This window comes from Adhaeribacter radiodurans (assembly GCF_014075995.1).
GTDB lineage: Bacteria > Bacteroidota > Bacteroidia > Cytophagales > Hymenobacteraceae > Adhaeribacter > Adhaeribacter radiodurans.
This window is the reverse complement of sequence record NZ_CP055153.1, coordinates 6,354,545-6,378,279: the sequence shown is the minus strand read 5'-3', so window position 1 is coordinate 6,378,279 and position 23,735 is coordinate 6,354,545. Positions and strand designations below refer to the sequence as shown.

Annotated in this window: 19 protein-coding genes; 11 read left to right on the top strand and 8 right to left on the bottom strand. The window is 41.4% G+C overall.

The features are described from left to right. The first annotated feature begins 30 nt into the window (after positions 1 to 30). Positions 31 to 462: a hypothetical protein gene (locus tag HUW48_RS25155; protein WP_182413548.1), complete on the top strand. Its 432-nt coding sequence runs from the start codon at positions 31 to 33 to the stop codon at positions 460 to 462. A 161-nt stretch (positions 463 to 623) separates the two neighbouring features. On the opposite strand, the gene HUW48_RS25150 is transcribed toward HUW48_RS25155, so the two are convergent. Further along, positions 624 to 2,438 (bottom strand): glycoside hydrolase family 3 protein, encoded by a 1,815-nt coding sequence (locus HUW48_RS25150; protein ID WP_182413547.1) that lies wholly within the window; start codon positions 2,436 to 2,438, stop codon positions 624 to 626. Between the two features lie 571 nt (positions 2,439 to 3,009). Here HUW48_RS25150 and HUW48_RS25145 point away from each other — a divergent pair. Next, on the top strand, positions 3,010 to 4,233 hold the full coding sequence (locus HUW48_RS25145) for a pyridoxal phosphate-dependent aminotransferase (protein WP_182413546.1): 1,224 nt from the start codon (positions 3,010 to 3,012) through the stop codon (positions 4,231 to 4,233). A 143-nt stretch (positions 4,234 to 4,376) separates the two neighbouring features. Here HUW48_RS25145 and HUW48_RS25140 read toward each other — a convergent pair whose 3' ends face one another. Further along, positions 4,377 to 7,172 carry a TolB-like translocation protein gene (locus tag HUW48_RS25140; protein ID WP_182413545.1) on the bottom strand — a complete coding sequence of 932 codons (2,796 nt, stop codon included), beginning with the start codon at positions 7,170 to 7,172 and terminating at the stop codon, positions 4,377 to 4,379. A gap of 267 nt (positions 7,173 to 7,439) precedes the next feature. Between HUW48_RS25140 and HUW48_RS25135 the strand changes: the two genes are divergently transcribed. Beyond that, positions 7,440 to 8,807, top strand: coding sequence for an HTTM domain-containing protein (locus tag HUW48_RS25135; RefSeq protein WP_182413544.1), 1,368 nt, complete (start codon positions 7,440 to 7,442; stop codon positions 8,805 to 8,807). Positions 8,808 to 8,923: 116 nt separating this feature from the next. Then, entirely contained in the window at positions 8,924 to 10,303 is a 1,380-nt protein-coding gene (locus HUW48_RS25130; protein WP_220463972.1) for a M28 family metallopeptidase, read from the top strand. Between the two features lie 20 nt (positions 10,304 to 10,323). Here the strand turns inward: HUW48_RS25130 and HUW48_RS25125 are convergent, their stop codons facing one another. Continuing rightward, positions 10,324 to 11,292 carry a M28 family peptidase gene (locus tag HUW48_RS25125; protein ID WP_246343617.1) on the bottom strand — a complete coding sequence of 323 codons (969 nt, stop codon included), beginning with the start codon at positions 11,290 to 11,292 and terminating at the stop codon, positions 10,324 to 10,326. A 191-nt stretch (positions 11,293 to 11,483) separates the two neighbouring features. Here HUW48_RS25125 and HUW48_RS25120 point away from each other — a divergent pair, with 191 nt between their 5' ends. Then, a complete protein-coding gene (locus HUW48_RS25120; RefSeq protein WP_182413543.1) occupies positions 11,484 to 11,789 on the top strand; it encodes a hypothetical protein in 306 nt (101 codons plus the stop codon). Here HUW48_RS25120 and HUW48_RS25115 read toward each other — a convergent pair. From HUW48_RS25115 to HUW48_RS25105, 3 genes are all read right to left on the bottom strand, one after another. Next, positions 11,754 to 12,386 (bottom strand): NUDIX hydrolase, encoded by a 633-nt coding sequence (locus HUW48_RS25115; protein WP_182413542.1) that lies wholly within the window; start codon positions 12,384 to 12,386, stop codon positions 11,754 to 11,756. The genes HUW48_RS25120 and HUW48_RS25115 overlap by 36 nt on opposite strands. Positions 12,387 to 12,416: 30 nt before the next feature. Further along, positions 12,417 to 13,106 (bottom strand): HAD family hydrolase, encoded by a 690-nt coding sequence (locus tag HUW48_RS25110; protein WP_182413541.1) that lies wholly within the window; start codon positions 13,104 to 13,106, stop codon positions 12,417 to 12,419. Between the two features lie 254 nt (positions 13,107 to 13,360). Beyond that, positions 13,361 to 14,083 carry a hypothetical protein gene (locus HUW48_RS25105; protein ID WP_182413540.1) on the bottom strand — a complete coding sequence of 241 codons (723 nt, stop codon included), beginning with the start codon at positions 14,081 to 14,083 and terminating at the stop codon, positions 13,361 to 13,363. 345 nt (positions 14,084 to 14,428) lie between these two features. Between HUW48_RS25105 and HUW48_RS25100 the strand changes: the two genes are divergently transcribed. After that, complete coding sequence (locus HUW48_RS25100; protein WP_182413539.1) at positions 14,429 to 15,361, top strand: M48 family metalloprotease; 933 nt, start codon at positions 14,429 to 14,431, stop codon at positions 15,359 to 15,361. Positions 15,362 to 15,480: 119 nt separating this feature from the next. Beyond that, complete coding sequence (locus HUW48_RS25095) at positions 15,481 to 16,194, top strand: TVP38/TMEM64 family protein (protein ID WP_182413538.1); 714 nt, start codon at positions 15,481 to 15,483, stop codon at positions 16,192 to 16,194. A gap of 67 nt (positions 16,195 to 16,261) precedes the next feature. Here HUW48_RS25095 and HUW48_RS25090 read toward each other — a convergent pair whose 3' ends face one another. After that, entirely contained in the window at positions 16,262 to 16,969 is a 708-nt protein-coding gene (locus HUW48_RS25090; protein WP_182413537.1) for a YebC/PmpR family DNA-binding transcriptional regulator, read from the bottom strand. A 172-nt stretch (positions 16,970 to 17,141) separates the two neighbouring features. Then, positions 17,142 to 18,566 (bottom strand): sodium:solute symporter family protein, encoded by a 1,425-nt coding sequence (locus HUW48_RS25085; RefSeq protein ID WP_182413536.1) that lies wholly within the window; start codon positions 18,564 to 18,566, stop codon positions 17,142 to 17,144. A 357-nt stretch (positions 18,567 to 18,923) separates the two neighbouring features. Here HUW48_RS25085 and HUW48_RS25080 point away from each other — a divergent pair, with 357 nt between their 5' ends. From HUW48_RS25080 to HUW48_RS25065, 4 genes are all read left to right on the top strand, one after another. After that, positions 18,924 to 19,415, top strand: a complete 492-nt coding sequence (locus tag HUW48_RS25080) for a YciE/YciF ferroxidase family protein (RefSeq protein ID WP_182413535.1) — start codon at positions 18,924 to 18,926, stop codon at positions 19,413 to 19,415. Positions 19,416 to 19,607: 192 nt separating this feature from the next. Continuing rightward, on the top strand, positions 19,608 to 19,835 hold the full coding sequence (locus tag HUW48_RS25075; RefSeq protein ID WP_182413534.1) for a hypothetical protein: 228 nt from the start codon (positions 19,608 to 19,610) through the stop codon (positions 19,833 to 19,835). Positions 19,836 to 20,183: 348 nt separating this feature from the next. Beyond that, entirely contained in the window at positions 20,184 to 20,732 is a 549-nt protein-coding gene (locus HUW48_RS25070; RefSeq protein WP_182413533.1) for an RlpA-like double-psi beta-barrel domain-containing protein, read from the top strand. Between the two features lie 650 nt (positions 20,733 to 21,382). After that, positions 21,383 to 23,728, top strand: a complete 2,346-nt coding sequence (locus HUW48_RS25065) for a TonB-dependent receptor (RefSeq protein WP_182413532.1) — start codon at positions 21,383 to 21,385, stop codon at positions 23,726 to 23,728. The last annotated feature ends 7 nt before the right edge of the window (positions 23,729 to 23,735 follow it).

The following is a 23,735-nucleotide window of genomic DNA, read 5'->3' as shown; positions in this document are numbered from 1 at the left end:
TAAATAATGTTGAATTAAAGCTCTTTGTAAATGAAAAATCTAGGTAAAAATACTCTTATTGCTTGTTCTATGGCCTTTTTATTTATTTCCTGCGACTCTAAACGGCCCGATAGCGCTGCCGAGAACACCGAAGAAGTAATAGAACAGGAAAACCCAAGTGCCACCGATGCCGAAGATGCTAATAATGCTTCGGTGGAAGGGGACACCAAAGAAACCGGTGATAATATAGAAGACCAGGCCGAAAATGCTGCTAATCAAACCAAAGCTGCTGCTAACGAAGCGGGTAGCGATTTAAAAGAAGCAGGCCAGAAGACCGGCGATAAATTAAATGATGCTGGTCAGGAAATTAAGCAAGAAGCTAAAGAAGCAGGTGCCGAAATAAAAGAAGGTGCACGCAATGCCAAAGCTAAAATAAAAGAAGAAGCCAGAGAAGCTGATGCCGCTATTGATAACAGAAATTAACCTTCTTTTGTATGAGTTGGGTTACCCTCTCCCTGTAAATAATTAAGGAAATCTGTTTATATCTTCTTCTTTAGTTTTCAGGATATTGCATTCGATTCAGAACGCAGGAATGTGCCGCGGCGCGTTCCTGCGTTCTAAAATGATTGATCAACTTACTTTTTCTACAAACCATCGCCGTATTTAAAGTATTCATTTACGGTTACGGGCAGTTTACCATTAGCACTTATTCTACCGGCAAGTAGTTGAGCGGCAGCTTCCTGTACTGGCAATAATTGTTGATAACTTACTACTAAGCCATTCGCTTTTCTAATTTCTTTTAGTTCGGTAAGGGTGTAAGCATTGTCGAATAATACTACCAGGCATTTCTTCTGATCGAGCAGTTCGTTAACCAGCGCTATTTCGTCTTTACCCAGCAGAAGCGTATTACTAGGCCGAATACTAGGGCCATATAACCCGATTACCACTTGTTTATATTTCTTAAGCCGGCGGCGCAACAGCAATCTAGCCTTTTTATCGCTCCGGCGTGGCAACACAAAACTTTCAATGGGCACGTATTCTCCTAATTTTTTCTGAAAGAAGGTTGGCCGCGAAGCCCCCACTGCTAAAACTGCATATTTTACATTTTTTTTGCGTTTTAAAGGAATAATATGGCGCTTGTTATGCAACAGGGTTTGGGAGCCTTCGGCCAGGCGCCGGTTGGTTTCGTAGGACCGCGAAGCCGTTAAATTGGCGTATAAACTATCCAGTACAATAGGTTTATATTTATTTAAGCCTACCCAGTATTTGGCCGCCAATACTTTTTTGCAGCGTCGGTCAATGTCGCGCTGGCTTAAACGTTTTTGCCGGATAGCCAGTTTAATGGCAGCAATGGCTTTGGGTACACTCACTAGCCGTTCCAACACATCGTTACCAGCTTGTAAAGCCCGCACTTCGGCTTCACCGGACTTAAAGTACTTGGTTAAGCCTTTCATTACCATAGCATCCGTTACTACCAAACCGCCAAATTTTAGCTCTTGCTTTAGTAAGTTAGTAACAATAGGCTGCGAAAGCGTAGAAGGTAGGTTAGTAGTAGAATCGAGTTTGGGCAAGTGCATGTGCGCCACCATAATTCCGCCTACTCCTGCTTTTATTAATTCCCGAAAAGGATATAGTTCCAGCGAGTCCAAACGCTCCCGGCCATAAGGTATTACGGGTAAATCGTGGTGCGAATCAATGTTAGTGTCGCCATGTCCCGGAAAGTGTTTAGCCGTAGCAATGATTCCTTCGCTTTGCATGCCCAGCATATAAGCCAGACTTTTAGAAGCTACATCTATTTTATTTTCGCCGAAAGCGCGGTAACCAATTATGGGGTTGGCCGGGTTATTATTAATATCTACCACTGGGGCAAAGTTTAAGTGCATGCCCAAACGCTTAAACTCCAAGGCAATTTCAGCACCCATGCGGTAAATTAAGCTATCGTTGTTAATGGCACCCAATAGCATTGGCAATGGATATTGAATAGCGCTATCCATACGCATTCCAATTCCCGATTCGGCATCCATGCTAATTAATAAGGGTACTTTACTCGCCGCCTGAAATTTATTGGTGAGTTTAGCCTGCCGTACCGGTCCGCCCTGAAAGAAAATCAAACCGCCTACTTTATACTTCCGGATCAGGTGTAATACATCTTCTTCGTGTTCTTTGCCCTTATTCGAAAATGCCTCTACAATCATTAATTGTGCAATGCGCTCATCGGGGGTAAGCCGCCGAAATACCGAATCTACCCAGCGATTTTTGCGGTGCAACGAAGTAATTAAAGCATTGGGGTAGGTAATAGTATCTTCGGGCTCTACTTCTTCGGCTTTAAAAACTACTTTACGGGCCGGTTTTTCTTTTTCCTGACAAGAGCTCAAAAGCGAGATGGCCAGAAAGAAAGACCCAAAAAGCAATAAGTAAAAATGTTGGTAAACGGAACTGTAATTTTTAGAAAAATACATCAAATTTAAGCTTAATAAGCAGGTTCCATTCGGCGGAAATACAGGTTTTTAATGCAGGTTTACCCTTTTTAAGCCATAAGTGTTACAAATTCATCGCATTAATAAATTTATTGCTAACGTTATAAGCAACCCTTCTCCATCAAATTCAAGTATTTTCTTAAGCATATATTACTAAGTACAGAGACGAATTCATAATAAAGTAAATCCGTATTTTCTATTATTGTCCTTCCGGAGGAAGCTACCTTACTATGCAGCCAAAAAGACTCCTACTAAATAGTAGAACTCTTTAATTTATTTTTATTCAGTTACTTAGATAAATTGAATAGTATATTACTGTCATATTTTATTTTCTGGCGTTTTGTCGATTGTAAAAAGTTTGCTCTTGGTTTAATTGATTCTAATACCGTTCAGAGTTGTTGCAGCCAGACAATGAAACTTAACGATTATTGCTCTATTGCTTATTAGTATACTGTTTAAAAGCATTAAAATGAAGCAATTACAATTTCGTTTCTTTTAAAATCCTTTCCGGGCTAATTTTTCTCTTAACTTTAAGCCCAAATTTTGGCACTATATGATTGAGAAGAGTAACCGGCTGCTTAACGTTTTTTATGAAATTCGTGGCCCCGTATTCGAAAAAGCGATGGAATTAGAGCTGCAAGGCTATAAAATAACGCGCTTAAACATTGGTAATCCTGCACCGTTCGGCTTTGATGCGCCCGACGAAATTATTCACGATGTAATTATTAATTTACGTCGAGCGCAGGGCTATACCGAATCAAAAGGTTTATTTGCCGCCCGGAAAGCGGTAATGCACGATTGCCAGCGCCGGGGTATTGCCGAAGTAAAAATTGATGATATTTATATTGGTAACGGAGTTAGTGAGCTTATTTTGCTCAGCATGCAGGGTTTGCTCAACAACGGCGACGAAATCTTAATTCCGGCTCCCGACTATCCGCTCTGGACGGCTTCGGTAAACCTGGCGGGCGGCAAAGCCGTGCATTATATGTGCGATGAAGCGGCCGACTGGTACCCGGATTTAGAAGATCTGGAAAGTAAAATTACGCCCCGCACCAAAGGTTTAGTAATTATTAACCCGAATAATCCAACGGGAGCGGTGTACTCCGAAGATGTTTTACGCCGTCTGGTAGCTATTGCCGAGCGCCATAACCTGATTATTTTTTCGGATGAGATTTACGATCGTATTTTATACGATGGGGCTGTGCATCATTCCGTAGCGGCCTTTTCGGAGGATGTTTTATTTTTAACTTTTAGCGGTTTATCTAAAAATTACCGGGCGGCGGGCTTTCGGGCCGGCTGGATGATTGTAAGTGGCGCCAAACATCGGGCTAAATCCTATATTGAAGGTTTAACTGCCCTGGCTAGCATGCGTTTGTGCAGCAATGTGCCTTCGCAATTTGCTATTCAAACCGCTTTGGGAGGTTACCAAAGTATTAACGAATTGGTAATGCCTACAGGTCGTTTGTGCAAACAACGCGATGCTTGCTATGAAAAGTTAACTTCTATTCCGGGAATTACTTGCGTGAAACCCAAAGGCGCTTTTTACCTGTTCCCGAAAATTGATGTACAAAAGTTTAACATTCAGGACGATATGCAATTTGCCCTGGATTTACTCGAAGATCAGCACATTTTAATTGTACATGGCACCGGTTTCAACTGGCCTTACCCCGACCATTTCCGGGTAGTGTACTTACCTACCGTAGAAGAACTAAATGCCACGCTGGGTAAAATGGCTGCCTTCCTGAAAGATTATGAAGAAGTAGCTAAAATTCGTTAATGAATAGAAGCTTTACTTGAAGAACCTGCTATAAAAAGAATGGCCAGCCTTTTACTAAGAGTAAAGGTTGCCGTTCTTTTTTAGAAACTATTATTCATCTGCAAGCAGGTTAAAGAAACTGAACCTGAAATGAATTAATAAAATTAAAAACCCAGATCCAATACCAGCAACTCTACCGCATAATCTTTTTCTTGCGGCAAATACGAGAAGCGCACCCCCAAAGTTAATAAAACACTATTCAAGCGCATAAAATTAAAATCGGTACTTAATTCAGCGCCTACTGATTGGTACCGCTTATCTGACTGGTAAACGTTTCTATTACTCCATCCCCGGCCATAATCAAAAAACACATTGCCTTTTAACCGCTGGAAATACAATATGGGCCCTAAAGCTAAATCGGGGTACCATAAAGGTAATTTATACTGCACAAAACCACTCGAAAAATTCTGGTGCGAACGGTAACTGTACCCTCGCGGGAAAACCAAGGTGCTGGCAAAGCGGTAATTTTCTACTCCTTGCTGCTGATAATTACCGCCGATCTGGAACGAATGATGTTTAAATAACCCGGGGAAAGCCAGGCGAACCGAAGCAGCTAATAAACTACCCTGGTAATCGCCTTTTAGGGGCGTATGAAAATAATTTACGGCTAATCGTTGCTCGAAGCGTCCAGCTAAATCGCGCTTGCTGGTGGTAAACACCCGGTTATAGGCCAAGTTATATTGTACACTGCGCAAAGCTCCGTTGGTTTGATCTGTTAAAGCTTGCCGCGGACGTTCGTAACCCGAGATATTTGTAAGGCTGGCAGAGGTTCCTATTACTAAAGATTCATTATACCTGGAGTGCGTTAAATTCAAAGGTAACTGCAAACCAGCAGTCAGGCTATTTTCTTTCCAACCATACGAGATGGTATCGTTTTCTATTTCGGCGCGTTGCCCTACAGCTCCCGTTAGATTAATAATTGGGTAAAAACCCTGATAGCTGATATCGGCAAAAGCCCGGCTGCTTTCTTCGTTTACATTGTAAGTATACCCTAAACTGGTAAGGGTAGTGCTCAATAAATCCTGCGAAATAACAGTTGCGGTAAAGGTATTATTAATAACATCGCGCCCCGGTATCCAGCTATGGGGTTTTATAATATGCTTAAATTTAGAATACGGCTGAACAGGATAAACTTTAGTGGGTACTTCGGTTAAGATATTAGCGTTACCTTCTTGCTCAACTAAAGGCTGGTAATATTTTATGCGTATGTCCGGTACATTTTCCAAGGGAACCCACGCACTAGGATTATTCTCCATCCGGGCTACTTCGTAGCCATTTTTAGTAAAATCATTAAATAAAATTTGCTTGTTATCGCGGCTAACAACGGCATTAATGCCGGCAAACGGACGAGCCGTTACCTGAAATTGTTTTCGGGTAGTAACATCTAGGGCAAAAACATTTTCGATGCCTAGGTACGGTGCATTAAAGTAAACGTAATTTCCGGCTAGTACCGGGTGGCCAATGTTTTCGGTGGTAGGTGCCAGTAATTCGGTAAAAGTACCTGTTTCGGAATTTAACAAGCTGATGGAACGACGGCCTTGCGCAGTACGGAGCAGCACGATATTCTTTCCATCTGGTGCCCAACGGGGCATCGAAATAAAATCATTTTCCGGAGCTGGTAATCTTTTTAACTCTTGTCCGGTATTGGCATCCAGAATTACTAAGGTATAATCGTTTTGTAACGAAGTTTCTATAGCGGCTATTTTGCTGGCATCCGGCGAAAATGCGGGTGCGGCTAACCGGGTTTTGCGTTGTAATACGTGTTGTTTACCCGCAGCTACATCATAATACTTAATAACCGAATACGTTCGGACTTGCCAACGCGGATCAAACTCATACTCCGACCAAACAATTTTATCTTGAGCCATTGATAGCATCGCATTTCCGTTTATCGGACCAGGAGTAAATAACTTCTTTTCCTGACCATCGGCCGCAATTTTTACAAAGTGCGGATAATCACCTAAGCCAGATTTTAGCGCTACTATGCTACCATCCGAGAGTTCTTGCGGAAATTCGTAATTGGTGTAGGTAGAACTTTTACGTTTAGTAATTACTGTAGCTTCCGTTGGTTTAATTTGGGCAGTTTGCTGGGTCCACAGCGAATCGAGCTCGTGCTGCATCCGGCGGTAATTGGCAGGCAAACGGTAACCTGTTTCGTAGCGCATGGCCGTTGAAAAAATAAACGGAATAAAAAACCGGCTCGCCGCCTGGTCTACTACTTTCCCCCAGAACTCAGGCCCGTAATGCCGGCGGCCATAAGTAGTAAGATGATACCCTAAAACGTAATGGTTAGGCACCGGGTCTTTAAAAGAACCTAAATGCTGTTTATTATACGAGTAATTTCGCCCATTTAATAAATTTGTCCGGTACAGTAAATCAAAATCGGGTGTGCGGCCACGGCCACTATTAGTAAAAGCAGTTTCGGTACCAACCGCATCGCCTTCCCAAAACCAATTAGGCAAAGCCAAATTATTTGCCACCGATAAGCCATAATCGCCGAATAAATAATAAGCCAGTTTTGAGGTTCCCTGCCAGGCTTTGTCGTATTGTACTACGTGCCGGAACTCGTGTACCGATAATAAATCGAGCCAGCGGTTAGTACCCAGCAAGGTGTAATCCTGAGTAGGCATGGTATAAAATTCGGAGTGGCGCGGAGCCAGCGTAACAAAGCCATTGGCAATAGCGTTGCGGTTTTGCAGAATAAGGGGCAGCCGCCGGGGTTCGCGGCCCAGGGTATGCGATAGGGGTGCGTGCAAATACTGTAAGGTGTTGGCTACACGTTGAGCTTCCTTCTCAAATTCGGAAGGAAAAATTACCTGAAACTTTTCGGTGTTAATTTGTTTCCAGGAAACATTAGGTGGATTGGTGTTTAATTGAGCCTGAGCAGCGTACCTAATCAAGAAAAAAGTAAATAATAGCAATACACTGCGCTTTGGCCGAAGAAGCAAAGTACAAAAAGGCATAATAGGCACGGGTTACGTAAATATTATATTAAAAATAGTTCGGGTTGAAGCTGCTTTTCTTCTGGAGTTTCGAGTTAAAGAAGAATTACCCGAAAACAAAGAATAGGTGCGGAAGATAATATTTTATTTCTATATAACTAAATCTGCACCTTTCTCCTTATGTAAAATTTAATCATTTTTGTAGAAGTTGATGTATTAAAAATTATGGCGCAAACCGCTATTGTTTCACCCGTTAAGTTTCATCTGCTTACCTGGCTGCGTCAGCCAGTTGATAATAGTCCGTTAATTTTTTTTCGTTTGTTTTTTGGTTTGCTACTCGCCTTAGAAGCAAGTGGTGCTATTGCTACAGGTTGGGTAAAACGAAACTTCATTGATCCCACGGTACACCTGCCTTTTATTGGTTTCGAATGGCTGAAACCATTGCCTGGAAACGGCATGTATTATTACTATGGCTTAATGGCGGTACTCGGGCTGCTGATTCTTTTTGGGGTGTATTACCGGGCCAGCCTGGCAGCATATACGTTCATGTGGTGGGCTACCTACCTCATGCAAAAGGTTAGTTATAACAATCATTACTATTTATTAATCCTGCTTTGTTTTTTGATGTTGCTGGTACCGGCAAATGCCTATGCTTCCTGGGATGCCCGCCGAAACCCGGCTATTCGCTCTTTAAGCTGCCCAAGGTGGTGTTTGGCAATTTTTGCGGCTCAAATTGGTATTGTGTACACCTTTGCCGCTATTGCTAAAATATACCCCGATTGGTTACAAGCTATGCCCATTAAACTTTGGTTTAGTGTAAAAGCCCATTACCCCTTAATTGGGCCATTGTTACAAAAACACGAGCTGCAGGTATTTATTGCTTATGGTGGTATCTTGTTCGATTTACTAATTACTCCTTTTTTGTTGTGGCGTAAATCCCGGAAGTGGGCTTTTATTGTTTCGCTTTTTTTTCACTTGTTTAATTCCACGGTATTTCAGGTAGGTATTTTTCCGTACATAGGTATTGCCTTATCGGTCTTCTTTTTTAATCCCGAAACAATCCGGCGTATATTTTTCCGAAGAAAACCAGCCTTATCAGTTACAGATACTCAACTGAATGCGTTACTGGCTACCTCACCTACCCCGCCGGTCTTTTACTTATTAGGAGTTTATTTTATAATTCAACTACTATTACCTATCCGGCATTGGTTTATTCCCGGCGACGTGCATTGGACCGAAGAAGGACACCGGATGGCCTGGCAAATGATGCTACGCGCTAAAACCGGTACTATTTACTTTGAAGTACGTAACCCCATTACTGGCCAGAGCCAAACCGTTTACCCAACGCAATTTCTAACTTCTAAACAAGCCAGCGTTTTACCTGTCCGTCCCGACTTAATCTGGCAATTTGCCCAATTCCTGAAACAGCATTACCAAAAACAAGGTTACCAACAGGTGCAGGTCTTCGCCTTCGCTCAAGCCAGTCTTAACGGTCGGCCTTATCAACCTTTTGTAGATAGTAAAACAGATTTAGCCGCCGTTCCTTGGGAGCCTTTTAAACATGCCAACTGGATTTTATCGTATAAAAAGTAGACTACTTACTAAAATTAATTACTTCAAATTATTCTGTTAAAGTAATTTCGGCCGAATAATTCAGCTTATTACTTTTATGGCCGTACTCACTTAATCCAGTACTTTATTTTTTGCTCATGAATTATACTTGCTTTTCTTCTTTGAGGCGCTATTCCGCCATTATTTTTTTAACTATTGCTACTTCAAACTTTATTTACGCGCAAACAATCTCGCGGCCCGATGCCACTATTGCGCAAATGATCAAAGAAGTATCAGCACAGAATCTGGAAAATACCGTCCGGAAACTAGTAAGCTTCGAAACGCGGCATTCGTTGAGTTCTACTACTGATAAAAAGCGAGGTATTGGCGCAGCGCGGAATTGGGTAGAAAGTGAATTCCAAAAAGCCGCCGCTGCTTCCGGTGGCCGTTTAACGGTAACGCAAGATAAATACATTGTTAAAGCCGATGGTCGCCGAATTCCGGCAGATGTAGAAATGGCAAATGTAATGGCAACTTTAAAAGGCACTGACCCAAGTGATAACCGCGTGTTTATTGTTTCGGGCCATATAGATAGCCGCAACACCGATGTGATGGATGTAAAAGGAAAAGCGCCAGGTGCCAACGACGATGGATCGGGAGTAGCGGCGGTGGTAGAATTAGCCCGTGTAATGGCCTCACGTCCTTTTCCGGCTACCATTATTTTTGTGGCCGTGCAAGGCGAAGAACAAGGTTTATATGGCGCTAAACATTTAGCCGAACGAGCTAAAAAAGAAAACTGGAACCTGGTGGCCATGTTAAACAACGACATGATTGGTAATGCATTTTCTGATGAAACCAACCTGCGCGATAATACCCATGTCCGGATTTTTAGTGAAGGCGTACCCGCCCTGGAAACCGAAGAAATGACCGCTTTACGTAAAAGTATTGGTGGAGAAAACGATAGCCGGAGCCGTCAGTTAGCCCGCTACATGAAAGAAATGAGTGAGCGCTTTGTTCCGCAATTAGAAGTTGTTTTGAATTATCGTACCGATCGCTTTTTGCGGGGTGGCGATCATACCCCGTTTAGCCAGGCGGGCTTTACGGCCGTGCGCATTTGCGAAATGAACGAAAATTACCAGCACCAGCATCAAAATGTTCGCACCGAAAACAACATTGCTTACGGCGACTTTCCGGAGCACATCGACTACGATTACCTGCGTAAAAATACGGCACTTAATTTAGCTACTTTAGCTAGTCTGGCTTTAGCTCCAACTTCGCCCGAAAATGTAGGAATTGTAACCAGTAATCTTACTAACCAAACCGAACTGCGTTGGGAAACACCTAAAACAGGCGAGAAACCAGATGGCTATTATATTTTAATGCGGGAAACCTCCATGCCCATGTGGCAAAAGAAAATTTATGTAAGCGATACCAAAGTCCTTCTCCCCTACTCCAAAGATAATTACTTTTTTGCGGTACAAGCCGTAGACGCCGAAGGGCACGAAAGTTTACCCGTAATGCCGAAACCCGTGAGATAAAGAATGAAATAGAGTCAACTCTACAAATGCATCACAGCCCAGTAAACACCTTTCACTACTTCGGCCATTTTATCAAAATCTAAAGTATCAATGGTATCCGATTCCTGGTGGTAGTGGGGGTTGCGGTAGAAAGAAGTATTTGTAATCATTACCGCAGGATAGTTGTTGGCCCAGTAATTTAAATGATCGGATAGATCTACGCCGGGAATAGAAGCTGGAGCATTTAACGATTGTACATCAATGGTACTGCCGGCCAACATGTATTTTTTAAGGTGAGCCACCAACTTTTCCTGATTTAAATCTCCTATAACCGAAATAAAATTTGCTTTATCGGGGTAAATGGCATGCATGCCGGGTAGTGGGTAACGTTGCGAACCTTTTTCTTCGGAGTAATAACCAATCATTTCCAGGCACACCATGGCTTTTACTATTACACCTTCTTTTCTTAGGGACTTAGCGTGTACAGCACTGCCCATAGATGCTGTTTTAAAATACGGCGGCTCTTCGAGGCAAAAAGAAACCAGATCAAAGCGGTACTTTAACTTTGCTTCCTGGGCGTGCAATAAACGGGCTATTTCCAGAAGGCCTGCTACTCCGCTGGCGTTATCGTCGGCGCCTGGTTGGTTGCCACAAACATCGTAATGCGCTCCAATAATAATGCGTTCGCCTTCGGTTGGCCCTAATGAACAGATAATGTTTTTATACGTTTGCCCATCTACCTTAAAGGGTTGGTACGATACGCGATTGCTTAGCTTTTGAAACTCTTCATAAATATAGGTGGCGGCTTGTTCTATCCCTGTTAGGTTAAATGCTTGGCGGGGAGGAGTAATTTGGGTTAGGTATTGTACATCAGCGTATAATCTTTCTTTTTCTACAAGAATCTTGAGAGCGCTCTTCATACCTACCTTTTTTACAGGATTCAAAATTATATAGGCACTTACCAGCCCAATACTGGCTAAAATTGCCAGTAAAACCAGACCTGTTTTCATAATTTATGGCCTAGAATTGAAAACCAGATTCGTATAAACGTGAAAGGAATGGTAGGGTTAGCCTTGTGGTTTAGATTGTAATAATTATCTAACCGATTTGAATAAGCACTATAATTTTGGTTCACCCGCTGAGACTATACCAGTCTTAATATAGCAGCGCTACCTTATTTGAGAAGTACTCCGTTTGCCTCATGGCCGGTGGGCCTCGTTTAGACCCCTCCGCCTACGGCACCTCCCCTAAAAACATGGGAGAAGATGCTGTTATTCCTAATTTCTCCTTTCCTCCTCCCGTTGGAATTTGGCTGCGCACCGGAACGCTAAAACGCCCTCAACAGCCAAACTGGTGTTTATTGCCGGTAGCTACTGCTCTGACGTTTTCTAACTATTTGGTCTTTTCTATAGTGCATCAAGCCACGTCTACTTCCCTGTTTTTAGGGAAGGTGCCTATAGAGCAGAAGGGTTTAATCGAAATAAACTTCTTTTTCCGGATTTTCTAAATACTCAAACAGTATCTGTACCTGCGAGTCGGTGTTTCGCTCCAGGGAAAGGGGCGGTAAGTTATTCCGGTCGAAAAAACCGACATCTAAAGTTTCCATGCCTTGTTGCAACGATCCACCAATGGCTTTGCAAAGAATAAAAATTTTGTACGTGTGATACGGCGAAGGCGGATGCGGATGGTGTTTTTTATCGAGTATGGCCAGTAACCGGATAGGCTTTACTTCTAAACCTGCTTCTTCGCGGGTCTCTTTTACGGCTACTTCAGAGGCGGAATATCCTACATCGGCCCAACCGCCGGGTAAAGACCAACAATTATCTATTTTCTCGTGCACCAACAGTATTTTATTCTCCCTAAAAACCACGGCCCGCACATCTACTTTGGGGGTTTGATAGCCGTTTTCGTTAGTAAACAATGCCCGGATTTTATCCGGATCTTCGCCGGATAATTCCTGCATTATTTCTACGCTAATAGCGCGTAATTCTTCGTAGCGTTCGGTGTCATAGTCGTTTACCGCGTACGTTAAACCCGCCTGGGCAATGGCTTGCACACGCTTAGCGAAGGCAAGCCACTTCTCAGAAGCTTCGGTTAGAGACATAAGTTATAGGACTAGTATTAACGAAGATTTTTATAGGTTGCTCTGTAACAGAGTTTCCAATTGATCAATGGTTAACTCGTCGAAATTGTCGATCACTAGATCAGTATGATCTAACTCTTCGCGGCTATGCGTGGTAGTGATCCCTACTACTTTCATCCCGGCTTTTTGCCCAGCCTCTACTCCAACAGTTGAATCTTCCATAACAACGCATTTATCGGGAGCAATCTTTAAAATTTCGGCTGCCCGCAAGTAAATCTGCGGATCAGGTTTGCCTTTAGTTACCTGGGTGGCATCAACTACGGCACTAAAATAAGACCGGGTACCAGTAGCATCCAAAATAAAATCAATATTGCTGATGGGGGCATTAGAAGCTAACGCCATGGGAACCGATGCTTTTTTCAGTTCTTCTAAAAAGTCTGATAATCCGGGGGTTAATTCTACGTGGTCGCGGTAAATATCGCGGAACAAAGCTTCTTTTTCTTCGCTTAAATCGGTAAGCTGATCGGCGCTGAAAGTATTGCCGTTGGCAAAAGCTTTATCTTTTATAAATAATTGTAATGCATCACGGTTGGTGCGTCCGTAAATGTAATACCCTAAATCCTTGTCCTCTAGGTTAAGCTGATGTTTTTCCGCAAACTTTTCCCAGGCTTTTAAATGGAAAGAGTTGGTATCACAAATAACTCCGTCCATGTCAAATAATACTGCTAAATCTTTTTTCATTTGTACTTAATAACTGCTGAATGCAGCAAATTGGCTTAAAGTGCTGATAATACGGATTTGCGCTAGAAATAGCTATCTTATTTTTAAACCAAAGCTATTTCTTAACTTTCAAAATCAAGTTTAAGTTAAATTATTCAGAAACGGTAATTGCTTTTTGTGGTATTTTCTTATTCAGATTATAATACATTAAAACAAAAAAGCTGTTCCTTTTGCAAAAGGAACAGCTTTTTAGATAGCAATTGTCTTGTTATTTATTATTTACTTCTAACCGTTTTTAAAAGATCTTTCGCATCCTGACTTGCTTCGAGCGCCAGGTACTCGGCTTGTAAACTTTTTATTTTGAGCTTATCTGCACTGGAAATAGTTGTTTCAAATTCACCTTTCCGGTTATTTAATTGCCGGTAAACGTAATCAACATAATCCCAATCGTTCTGATTCCAGTTGTGTTTTCTGGCTCGTACGGCACCCATAAAAATTAAGTAAGCTTCGCGCACGTTAGCAGCCGTAATGGTATTTAGATTTTTGTACTCCCCTAGTAACTGCGCCTGGCGTTTTTTAATTTCGGCGGCTTTCAATGGTTGGCTGGTACGTTTTTTATTCTGTTCTTCCCATATTTTATACTTAGCCCGGGCAGCCTTGTATTCGGCTTTTGCCTCAGCCGATAAGCTATCCAAGCCTTTTTCCAATCGGGCGGTTCGTCTTTTAAATTCGGCCTGCATCTCGGGCAAATTTTCATTGGTAGACGAATCTACCTTGCTGGCTTTTTGGTTTACCCAATCCCTAAATTTCTTTAGCTCCTGAACAGCATTGGTATTATGCTGAATTACCTGAATAGTATCGTTATCTGTAGTAGTATTTTCAGTGGATGAAGTAACTGAAGAATTTTCGACGGTTCGCTTTGTTTCGCAGGCAGATAAGCCTCCTGTAAAACTAAAAATTACTAAAATGAAAGGCGCTAGTTTATTCAATATTTTCATAGGTGGTTCGTTGTTGTTAATGTACGCAATAAGTAGGAGTATTTTGGTATATACGTAGGCCATAACCGGAAAGTCTATACTAACTCTCACCACTGCTACAAACTACCAATACAACAGTAAATCTAGCTTATAGAACCCAGCAAACAGGAATATTTAATAAAGTAAATATCTGATAGTTAAATAATTGCACTTGCTAACATTCTGTCAGGAGTAATCAGATTGGCAAAGATATTGCACTTATAAGACGAAAGCTAAATTACAGAGATGGCCTAAATCAAGTTAATCTAAGCATTTGATTTCAGGCATTTTAACTTAGTACAAAATTGTTATTTTTAACTATCCAACATGAAAAAATTCTGGCATAAATATATTCTGGGTTTAATGCTAGCTGTGCCATTTTTACAGTTATCTAATCCGGTACTAGCAATAAATCAAAGCAAATTAACTGTAACTTCTGTAACTGCCGATTCTGACGGAGCCCGAGATATAATTAAAGAAATTATTGATGTGGTAGGCCTAAAACCTCGGTTTGAAGTAAGAGAGTCGGAGGAAGTACCTAATGCAGCGGCCGTTATTTATAATGGCCAACGGTACATTTTATACAACCCGGAGTTTGTGGCTTCGGTAAACAACGCAGTTAAAACAGATTGGGCGGCTGTAAGTATTTTGGCTCATGAAATTGGTCATCATTTAAACGGACATACTTTAATTAGGGGAGGCAGTAACCCCGCAGATGAATTAGAAGCCGATGAGTTTTCGGGCTTTGTGTTGCGTAAAATGGGCGCTACTTTACCGCAGGCGCAGGCTGCTATTGCTGCCTTAACCGATGAGTCTTACTCAGCTACGCACCCTGGCCGTTCTATGCGGTTAACTGCTATTAGCACGGGCTGGCAAAATGCTAATGATCAAATTCTGGCTAGTACTAAACCGGGTAGTAAAGCAGCGCCGGCGGTAGTTGCCCAGGCAGAAGAACCCGAACAGGAAGAAGTAAGCCAGCCAAACATTCGGAGACAAGCTACTACTGCCAAATTAGATAACCGTTCTGTTTTAGGTAAAGTTACATTTGAAGCAGCTCCCCGGGAGCAATTTTACGTAACTTCTGGTTATGATTTAGTACGGGTAACTAATAGTGGCTTGAAAGTTGTTGGTAAACTAGTACGAACCAATAATTCGGAAGTGCCCTTTGTTTTCGAGAGCGATTATTTTCAGTCGTTATATTTAACTAACGAAGGTTTAATTGTAAATCGTCGCGGACAGCGCATTGGCTACGTGAGTTAAGGTTTGAGAGTAAAGAGTTAATTTTCCTGTTTTCTTGTTTTTTGTTTATGAGCCCTTGCTGGTTAACGCCCGCAAGGGCTTTTTACGTATAGCTGTTTTTCATGTAACCTATAATTGATGTGAACCAGCCCGAAACTACTTTAACGGAATCTTCCTCCGCTAGTAAAACTCCCTGGATTATTTCCGGAAGCTTTATTGGTTTACTGCTCGCTTGCTATTTTTTATGGCCGGCTTTTCAGGAAGCAATACAGGAAGCCTGGCAGGTATTAACCAGCAACGATCAAAAGCGCATTTCCAGGTGGGTAAGTCAGTTTGGATTCTGGGGGCCAATGTTTATTGTGCTGTTTATGGTAGCGCAAATGTTTTTGGTGGTTATAAATGTAGTAGCCCTTATGGTTGTAGCCGTGCTGGCTTACGGACCAATTTGGGGTTCGGTCATTTCTATAGCAGGCATATTTGTAGCTTCAACGGTAGGGTATTTACTGGGGCTAGGCCTAGGGCCGGCTACTATCGGTAAGTTTCTAGGAGCAAAAACCCAGGCAAAAGTAGCTGAACAAGTAGACCGTTACGGTATTTGGGCGGTAGTACTGGCTCGTATTTCACCGGTAATCTCGAACGATGCCATTAGCATTGTGGCGGGTATTGTTAAAATGCCTTATAGCAAATTTATGCTGGCCACGGCTGGTGGCATTATTCCGCTTACCATACTAATTGCTTACCTAGGCCAGAATATTAATCGCCTGAAAATTGGGCTGATAGTAGTTTCAATAGTGGGTGTGGTGGCTTTAGTGGCTTATTACATTATTGACCGCCGGAAACAGAAAACTAAGTAAAACATTAAACTGGTATAAAAAAGCAGCCTGCTCTCTGAAGAAACAGGCTGCTTGATAAAAATTTAGCTTAAGCCATGTTATGGTAAACGGCCTGTACGTCGTCGTCTTCCTCAATTTTCTCGATTAAGGTTTCTATTTCTTCGGCTTGTTCTTCGTTTAGTTCGGTACGCGTATTGGGTATGCGCTGCAGTTCGGCGGTAGTTACGGGTAAGCCTTTTTCTTCGAGCGCTTTTTGCATAGCGCCAAAATCAGTGAAAGCCGTTTCTATAATAATCTCCCCTTCGTGCTCATAAATATCTTCGGCTCCGTAATCAATTAAATCCAGCTCCAGTTCTTCTAAGTCCAGACCTTCGGCGGGAAGACGGAAAATGCCTTTGCGGGTAAAAATAAAATCTAAAGAACCGGTTTTACCTAAAGCTCCTCCCGAACGCGAAAAATAAACGCGCATATTCGCTACCGTGCGGTTAATGTTTTCGGTTGCGGTTTCTACTAAAATGGCAATACCGTACGGACCATAACCTTCGTACACTACTTCTTCGTAATCTTTTTCTTCTTTGCTGGAGGCACGTTTAATAGCCGCTTCTACCCTATCTTTGGGCATGTTCACGCCTTTCGCGTTCTGGATGGCCGTACGCAAGCGGGCATTCGAATCCGGATTAGGTCCGTTTTCTTTTACCGCCATGGCTATTTCTTTGCCTAAGCGCGAAAATGCTTTCGACATTTTATCCCAACGCTTAAACTTACGGGCTTTTCTAAATTCAAATGCTCTTCCCATAGTATCTTAAATCTGATTATATTTTGTTTTAATAACTCTTTCCTAAAAAGAAGCAAGTTACACTTCTTTCGGGTATTGGAGCAAGTAAGTTATAAGTTAGAATTTACAAGAATCGTCTCATAACTTCCATACACCCCTATAAAATTTACTAAAATATGTTCAGGTTCTGCTTTTAACGGTTAGGCATACTAAACTCTTCAGTAGAAGCTATTACCGGCTTATTTCTTGAATTTGTTGGCCAGAATAAACCAAGCTCCCAACCCAAAATGCTCGCTCCTAAACCAAATAAAAGTGGATTAATAGCAGTATCTAACCATATAGCCAATAACCACACAACCATACCTGCCACCATGGAACAAATAGCAGCTTCCGATGAAAGTTTTTTACTATATAAACCAGCTACTAAAGGCACAAACAAGGATACTAAACTTAAGGCCGATGAGGAACTAACTAATTCGTAAATATTACTTTTAAGTAAAGCCATTATTAACCCAACTACCGAAACCACTAGTACACAAACCCGTGATAACAACAATAATTGTTTATCGGTAATGGAAGTAAAATAAGGCCTAAAAATATTCTCGCTTAATATGGCCGCTGGCGCTAGTATAGCCCCACTGGCGGTGCTAATAATAGCTGAAATTAAAGCCCCGAAGAACAACATTTTTACCCAAAAAGAACTGGAATGTAAAATTAAACCCGGCAATAAAAGTTGGGTGTCACCGCGCATTAAATCAGGATATAAAACTTTAGCGTACAAGGCCAGCAATAATGGCAAAAAAGCAATGGTTAAATACAAGGCTCCCGCCGCTAAAGAAGAATACACTGCCGTTTTTTCCGATTTGGCCGACATTACCCGTTGAAACACATCTTGCTGCGGAATAGAACCCAAACCTATAGTTATCCAAAGGGCAAAGTAATTTAACCAGGTAGTTACAGAGAAAGATTGTGTAGGTGCGAAATCAAAGAAATGAGCCGGTACGGTTTGGAGAACTTCTGGTAGCGGTACTTTCTGCACGATAACTATGGTAACAAAAATTAATCCTCCTATAATCATGATGGTTTGCAGAAAATCGGTGATGGATACCGACCACATACCTCCCATATAGGTATAAATAATTACCGCCAGAGAGCCCACCAAAATACCAACTGTAACAGACAGGCCGGAAATTAAATTGAGCATAATGCCTAAGGCTACCATTTGGGCCGCTACCCACCCAAAATAAGAAATTACCAGAAAAAACGAGGCTACCAACTCGGTGGTGCGGTTAAAATAGAGCCTGTAAAAATCGCCGAAGGTAAGTAAGTTAAGTCGGTAAAGTTTTTTAGCAAAAAACAACCCCACTAATATCAGGCAAAGCGCCGCACCAAACGGATCTTCTATTACGCCTAGCAAACCATGTTCAGCAAACTCCGACGAAGCCCCTAAAACTGTTTCGGAGCCAAACCAGGTAGCAAAAACTACTGCCGTAGAAATATAAAAGGGCAACTGTCGTCCGGCAAGTAGAAAATCGCTGGTGTTTTTTACCCGGCGAGCTGCCCAAATGCCAATGAGTACGTTTAAAAGTAAGTATATGCTAATTGATAAAAGCAACATATCAGGAGAGTAGTAGCCGGAAATAGTTGGAGGTAATTCTTTCTAAACTGAATAATGATTTATTGAAAATTTAATCTGCGCCCAACAAGTTAAAAATTTTACCAACATCTACATAATACCAGCAACAGGTTACTTACTTATTCAGGAATGCACGTGCGGCTGTTAAAACATCAGAGAACATAAAAAATACTTTTTTGTAAAAAAACTAAATATTTAAAATAATAAAAACTAGAAAGTTAAGTGCGTTTTACTAATTACTCTAAGCTTAAAATACCAGAATACAGATTAACACTTTTGGCAGTAACCCGTATAGCAGAACCAAAACAAACCGATGTTAAACTAACTAACAATAAAACTATGACTAAGCTAAAAAATCTGGAAGAACTGTTTCACCACGAGATAAAGGATTTATACAGTGCCGAAAAACAACTAATTCAGGCATTACCTAAAATGGCTGAATCAGCCACCGACCCGAAACTAAAACAACAATTTGAACAGCATTTAGAAGAAACCAAAGTGCAGAAAGATCGCATCGAGAAAGTTTGCGAACTATTAGGCATATCTGCTGGCCGCATGAAATGCAAAGCTATGGAAGGTTTAATTGAAGAAGGCCAGGAATTAATTGCTGAAGATGCGGAACCTGAAGTAAAGGATGCCGGCCTAATTGCCAGTACCCAACGGATTGAGCATTACGAAATTTCGGGCTACGGTACAGCCGCACATTACGCCGAGCGTTTAGGCCATGCCGAAGCCGCTCAATTATTAAGTGAAACATTAAAAGAAGAACAAACGGCCGATACAAAACTGAATAAACTGGCTAAAGGCTACATTAACCAGAAGGCCGAGTAAAATAAACCTCTTTACCAAAGAAAAGAACCTGTCCGCAAACAGGTTCTTTTCTTTTATACCGGGTTTGAAACGGACTTACTAAATATTTACTAGTTTATTTTTGAAACAACACGTGGTTACTAAAACAACCTTTGCTATTTAAAGGCAGTAAAACCGGTATAGAATTACTTATTTATATAATTTTTTAAGATTATGGAAAAGAAAAAACCGCAGGAACATAAACTTACCGATGAACAAACCCAAACCCGTTCGGGAGAGCTAACCGGCTCGGATGATGATAAAGTAAAACGGACGATGGTAGGCACCGGAGCCAGTAAATCAGATGAGAATTGGGACCAGGAACACCGGCAAGCCGATGAACGGGATATTGAAGATCGGGATACCAACGATGGTGATGCGAACACCGAAAATAACTTTTAGATTTAAGGTTTAGCAGTAAGTTTTCTATCCATTACCGAAAACTTACTGCTAAACCTTGTAGCTGTTTTGAAAAAAAATCAAATTTTTTTACTTAAAATAGTACTACAAAGTTGAAAATACAATTTAGCTAAAAAGCTCCACGTGAAACATTTTACTTCTTACATATTTAGCTGAATAAACCTGATTTAGCTAAAATCATCCTTCCGACGAGATAATTATTCTTCCTTTTGGCAACTTGATATAATTAAAATTAGAAAATTTAACAAAAAAATGGAATAAACTAATTTTAAAAAAAGACCGTTTAAGAGACACTACCAATGAAATTAGTGTCAAACTAAATGTCCAAACATGTTAAGATACAAAATCGATGGTATTTTCTTCTTATTTATTACCCTAGTCTCATTTCCGCACTTAGCGTCCTATTCAAAGGAAGAAAATCCACAACACACTACCAATCACCTATTTGAGAGCCTTCTAAGTAAAGCTAACTCACTTAAATTAACGCGTAAGCCTACCTTAAAAAAAGTAGAAAAAAGTAAACCTGAAACTTTCGCTGAAGAAAAAACAACTACAAAAGTTACCGCATCGGTTTATTACCCGGAAGTAGCTCAAACTGATTCTACCCCTTTCATTACTGCAGATGGTTCCGAGATTAACGAAAAGCATCCTAAAAAACACAAATGGATTGCTGTATCCCGTAATTTACTTACCCGCTGGGGTGGCCATATAGATTACGGCGATAAAGTACACGTAAGCGGGATTTCCAATCGCCTGGATGGGGTATATGTAGTAAGAGATACCATGAAAAAACGTTTACGTAACCGAATTGATATATTAGTAGGCCCAAATGATAATATAATGGGCCGCTGGAATGATGTAAAGATTACGAAGCTATAAACTACTTTATTATCTCATCATAATAGTAATATCTCAGATACACCTAACTAAACTTTAATCGGGATTCTCCTCCCATTAAAATATAAAAGAGCAACCTGGCTGAATACGCTAACAGGTTGCTCTTTTTATTTTGTTCATACCCAACTACCCTCTATTCCTCGGGCAAATCATACATCAAAGCAGCTTCTTCTTTCTATATCAATCCCGAACACTATGTTCGTTAACGAACACAATAAAAGGAACTGTGAAAGTTTTCATCTTCATAACCAACTATTTACAGATTGGCCTCCTCTTTGAGGATAATGCTACAAATTATTTTAGTTGGGCTAAATAAAATTAATAAATGCTGATAATAAACATTTACTAAACGCAAAAACAGTGTAGGGTAAGCTCTTGCATTTCCTTGTACTAAGTAAGTGGTTGAGTTACTGTAGTTATCCTAATAATCTTTTTAAAAATAAAAAAGGTGCTCAATTATAACAAATACCAAAAGATAAAGCCGCAATTCGTCCCTCTTTTTTGGGTGCTTTAGTAGCAAAATTGTTGAAACTAATTGCAGTAGGCTCTATTTATGTTTTGCTTTGCGCTCAAATTCCAAAGCATTACCAAGTTTCAAAACTCAATTAATCCATCCACTATTTTTTACAACTATGAAAACCTTTATTTTCCGGCTCCTTTTCGCTGCGTTAGTGGTGAGTTTAGGAGCTTCCTTGCCCATTTTGGCGCAAGAAAAAATTACGCTTAGCGGCTACCTTAAAAACAAATCTTCCGGCGAAGGCCTGATTGGCGCCAGCATTGGGGTAAAAGAGCTAACGGGCGTAGGAGCAACTACCAACGAATACGGCTTTTATTCGCTTACCTTACCTAAAGGCAACTACACTCTTTTGTTTTCTTACCTCGGTTTTGCGCCTTTCAGCCAATCCGTTACCCTTACGGCCAGTAAAAAACTAGATATAGAATTAGCCGAGAATAATACTGCCCTGCGCGAAGTAGAAATTACAGCCCGCAAAGAAGATGAGAACGTGAAAACCATGGAAATGAGTACCCTAAAAATGCAGGTAACCGAACTAAAAAAAATGCCGGCACTCATGGGTGAAGTAGACGTAATTAAAGCGATTCAATTAATGCCCGGAGTGCAAACCGCCGGCGAAGGAACTTCGGGATTTTACGTGCGCGGCGGAGGTGTAGACCAAAACCTGATTCAACTGGACGAAGCGCCGGTGTACAATGCCTCGCATCTACTGGGCTTTTTCTCGGTTTTTAACGCCGATGCTATTAAAGATGTGCAGTTATACAAAGGCGGTATTCCGGCCGAATACGGCGGCCGTTTATCTTCATTGCTCGATATCCGGATGAAAGAAGGAAATTCCAAAAAATTAGGTATTTCAGGCGGAATTGGTACGCTTTCGAGTCGCTTAACGGTAGAAGCTCCTATTTTAAAAGATAAGGGTTCGTTTATTGTATCCGGACGCCGGACTTACGCTGATTTATTCTTTAAATTAAGCTCCGACGAAGCTTTAAAAAACAACAAACTATACTTCTACGATCTTAACCTGAAAGCCAATTACAAGCTAAATGAAAATAACCGGCTGTTTGTATCGGGCTATTTTGGCCGCGATGTAGCTAAAAACTTAACGGCTTCGTTTAACTGGGGCAATGCAACTGGTACTGTGCGCTGGAACCATTTATTTAACGATAGGCTGTTTTCCAACACTACTCTAATTTTCAGCGACTTTGACTATTCTCTGGGTTCCACAGATAAATCATCGGAATTTACCTGGACCTCGCACATTAAAGATTATAGCCTGAAAAACGATTACACTTTTTACATTAACCCGCGCAATCAGGTTAAATTTGGTTTTACCAGCACCTATCATAAGTTTTTACCGGGTAAAGTTGTACCGGGCCCCGACTCGTATTTTAACGAAATTAAACTAAACTCTACGAGTGCTTTAGACGGTGCCCTTTACTTGAGCAACCAGCAAACATTATCGCCGCGTTTATCCGTGGAATATGGTTTACGGTTATCAGGCTTTGCCAACATAGGCCCAGGTACTGTTTACAAATACGGCTCAGATGGCCGCACCAAGGAAGATAGCACCGTATATGGCTCCTTGGACAAGATTAAGTCTTACGGCGGCTTAGAGCCTCGTTTTTCAGCCAAATTTGAGTTAAATGAGCTAAGCTCCATTAAGGCTTCTTACAACCGTACCCGCCAGTACTTGCATTTACTTTCTAATTCTACGTCGTCGTTGCCGTTTGATGTGTGGGTGCCCAGTAACCAATACACCAAGCCCCAGTACGCCGACCAGGTAGCTGCCGGTTATTTCCGCAACCTACACGATAACATGTTTGAGACCTCGGTAGAAGTATATTATAAAAAAATGTACAACCAGATTGATTATAAAGATAATGCTGAGATTTTTTTGAACAACCGAATTGATACCGTGTTGCTGCGCGGCCAAGGCAAATCGTACGGAGCTGAGTTTTTTGTGCGCAAACAAAAAGGTGCTTTAACCGGCTGGCTAAGCTATACCTTAGCTAAAACCGACCGTACCGTACCCGGTATAAATAATGGGAATAAGTACCCGGTACGCTACGACAAACGCCATTCAGTAAATTTAGTAACTACTTACCAGCTAAGTCCTAAATGGAACGTAGGCGCCAACTGGGTATACTATACCGGCGGAGCCATTACCATGCCGGTAGGTAGGTTTGAATACAATGGTAAGGTTTTCCCAGTATATTCTTCCCGAAACGGGTACCGATTGCCAGCCTACCACCGCTTGGATTTATCCGCCACCCTGGAGAAACCGCAAACTGATTATAAGCGCTATTCCAGTTCCTGGACTTTCTCGCTGTATAATGCTTATTCCCGTAAAAACGCTTTTTCTATCTCGTTCCGCGAAAACGAAGACAATCCGGGTCGCACCGAAGCCGTGAAAACTTACATGTTCGGCATTATTCCGGCGGTTACTTACAATTTCAACTTTTAATTATTCC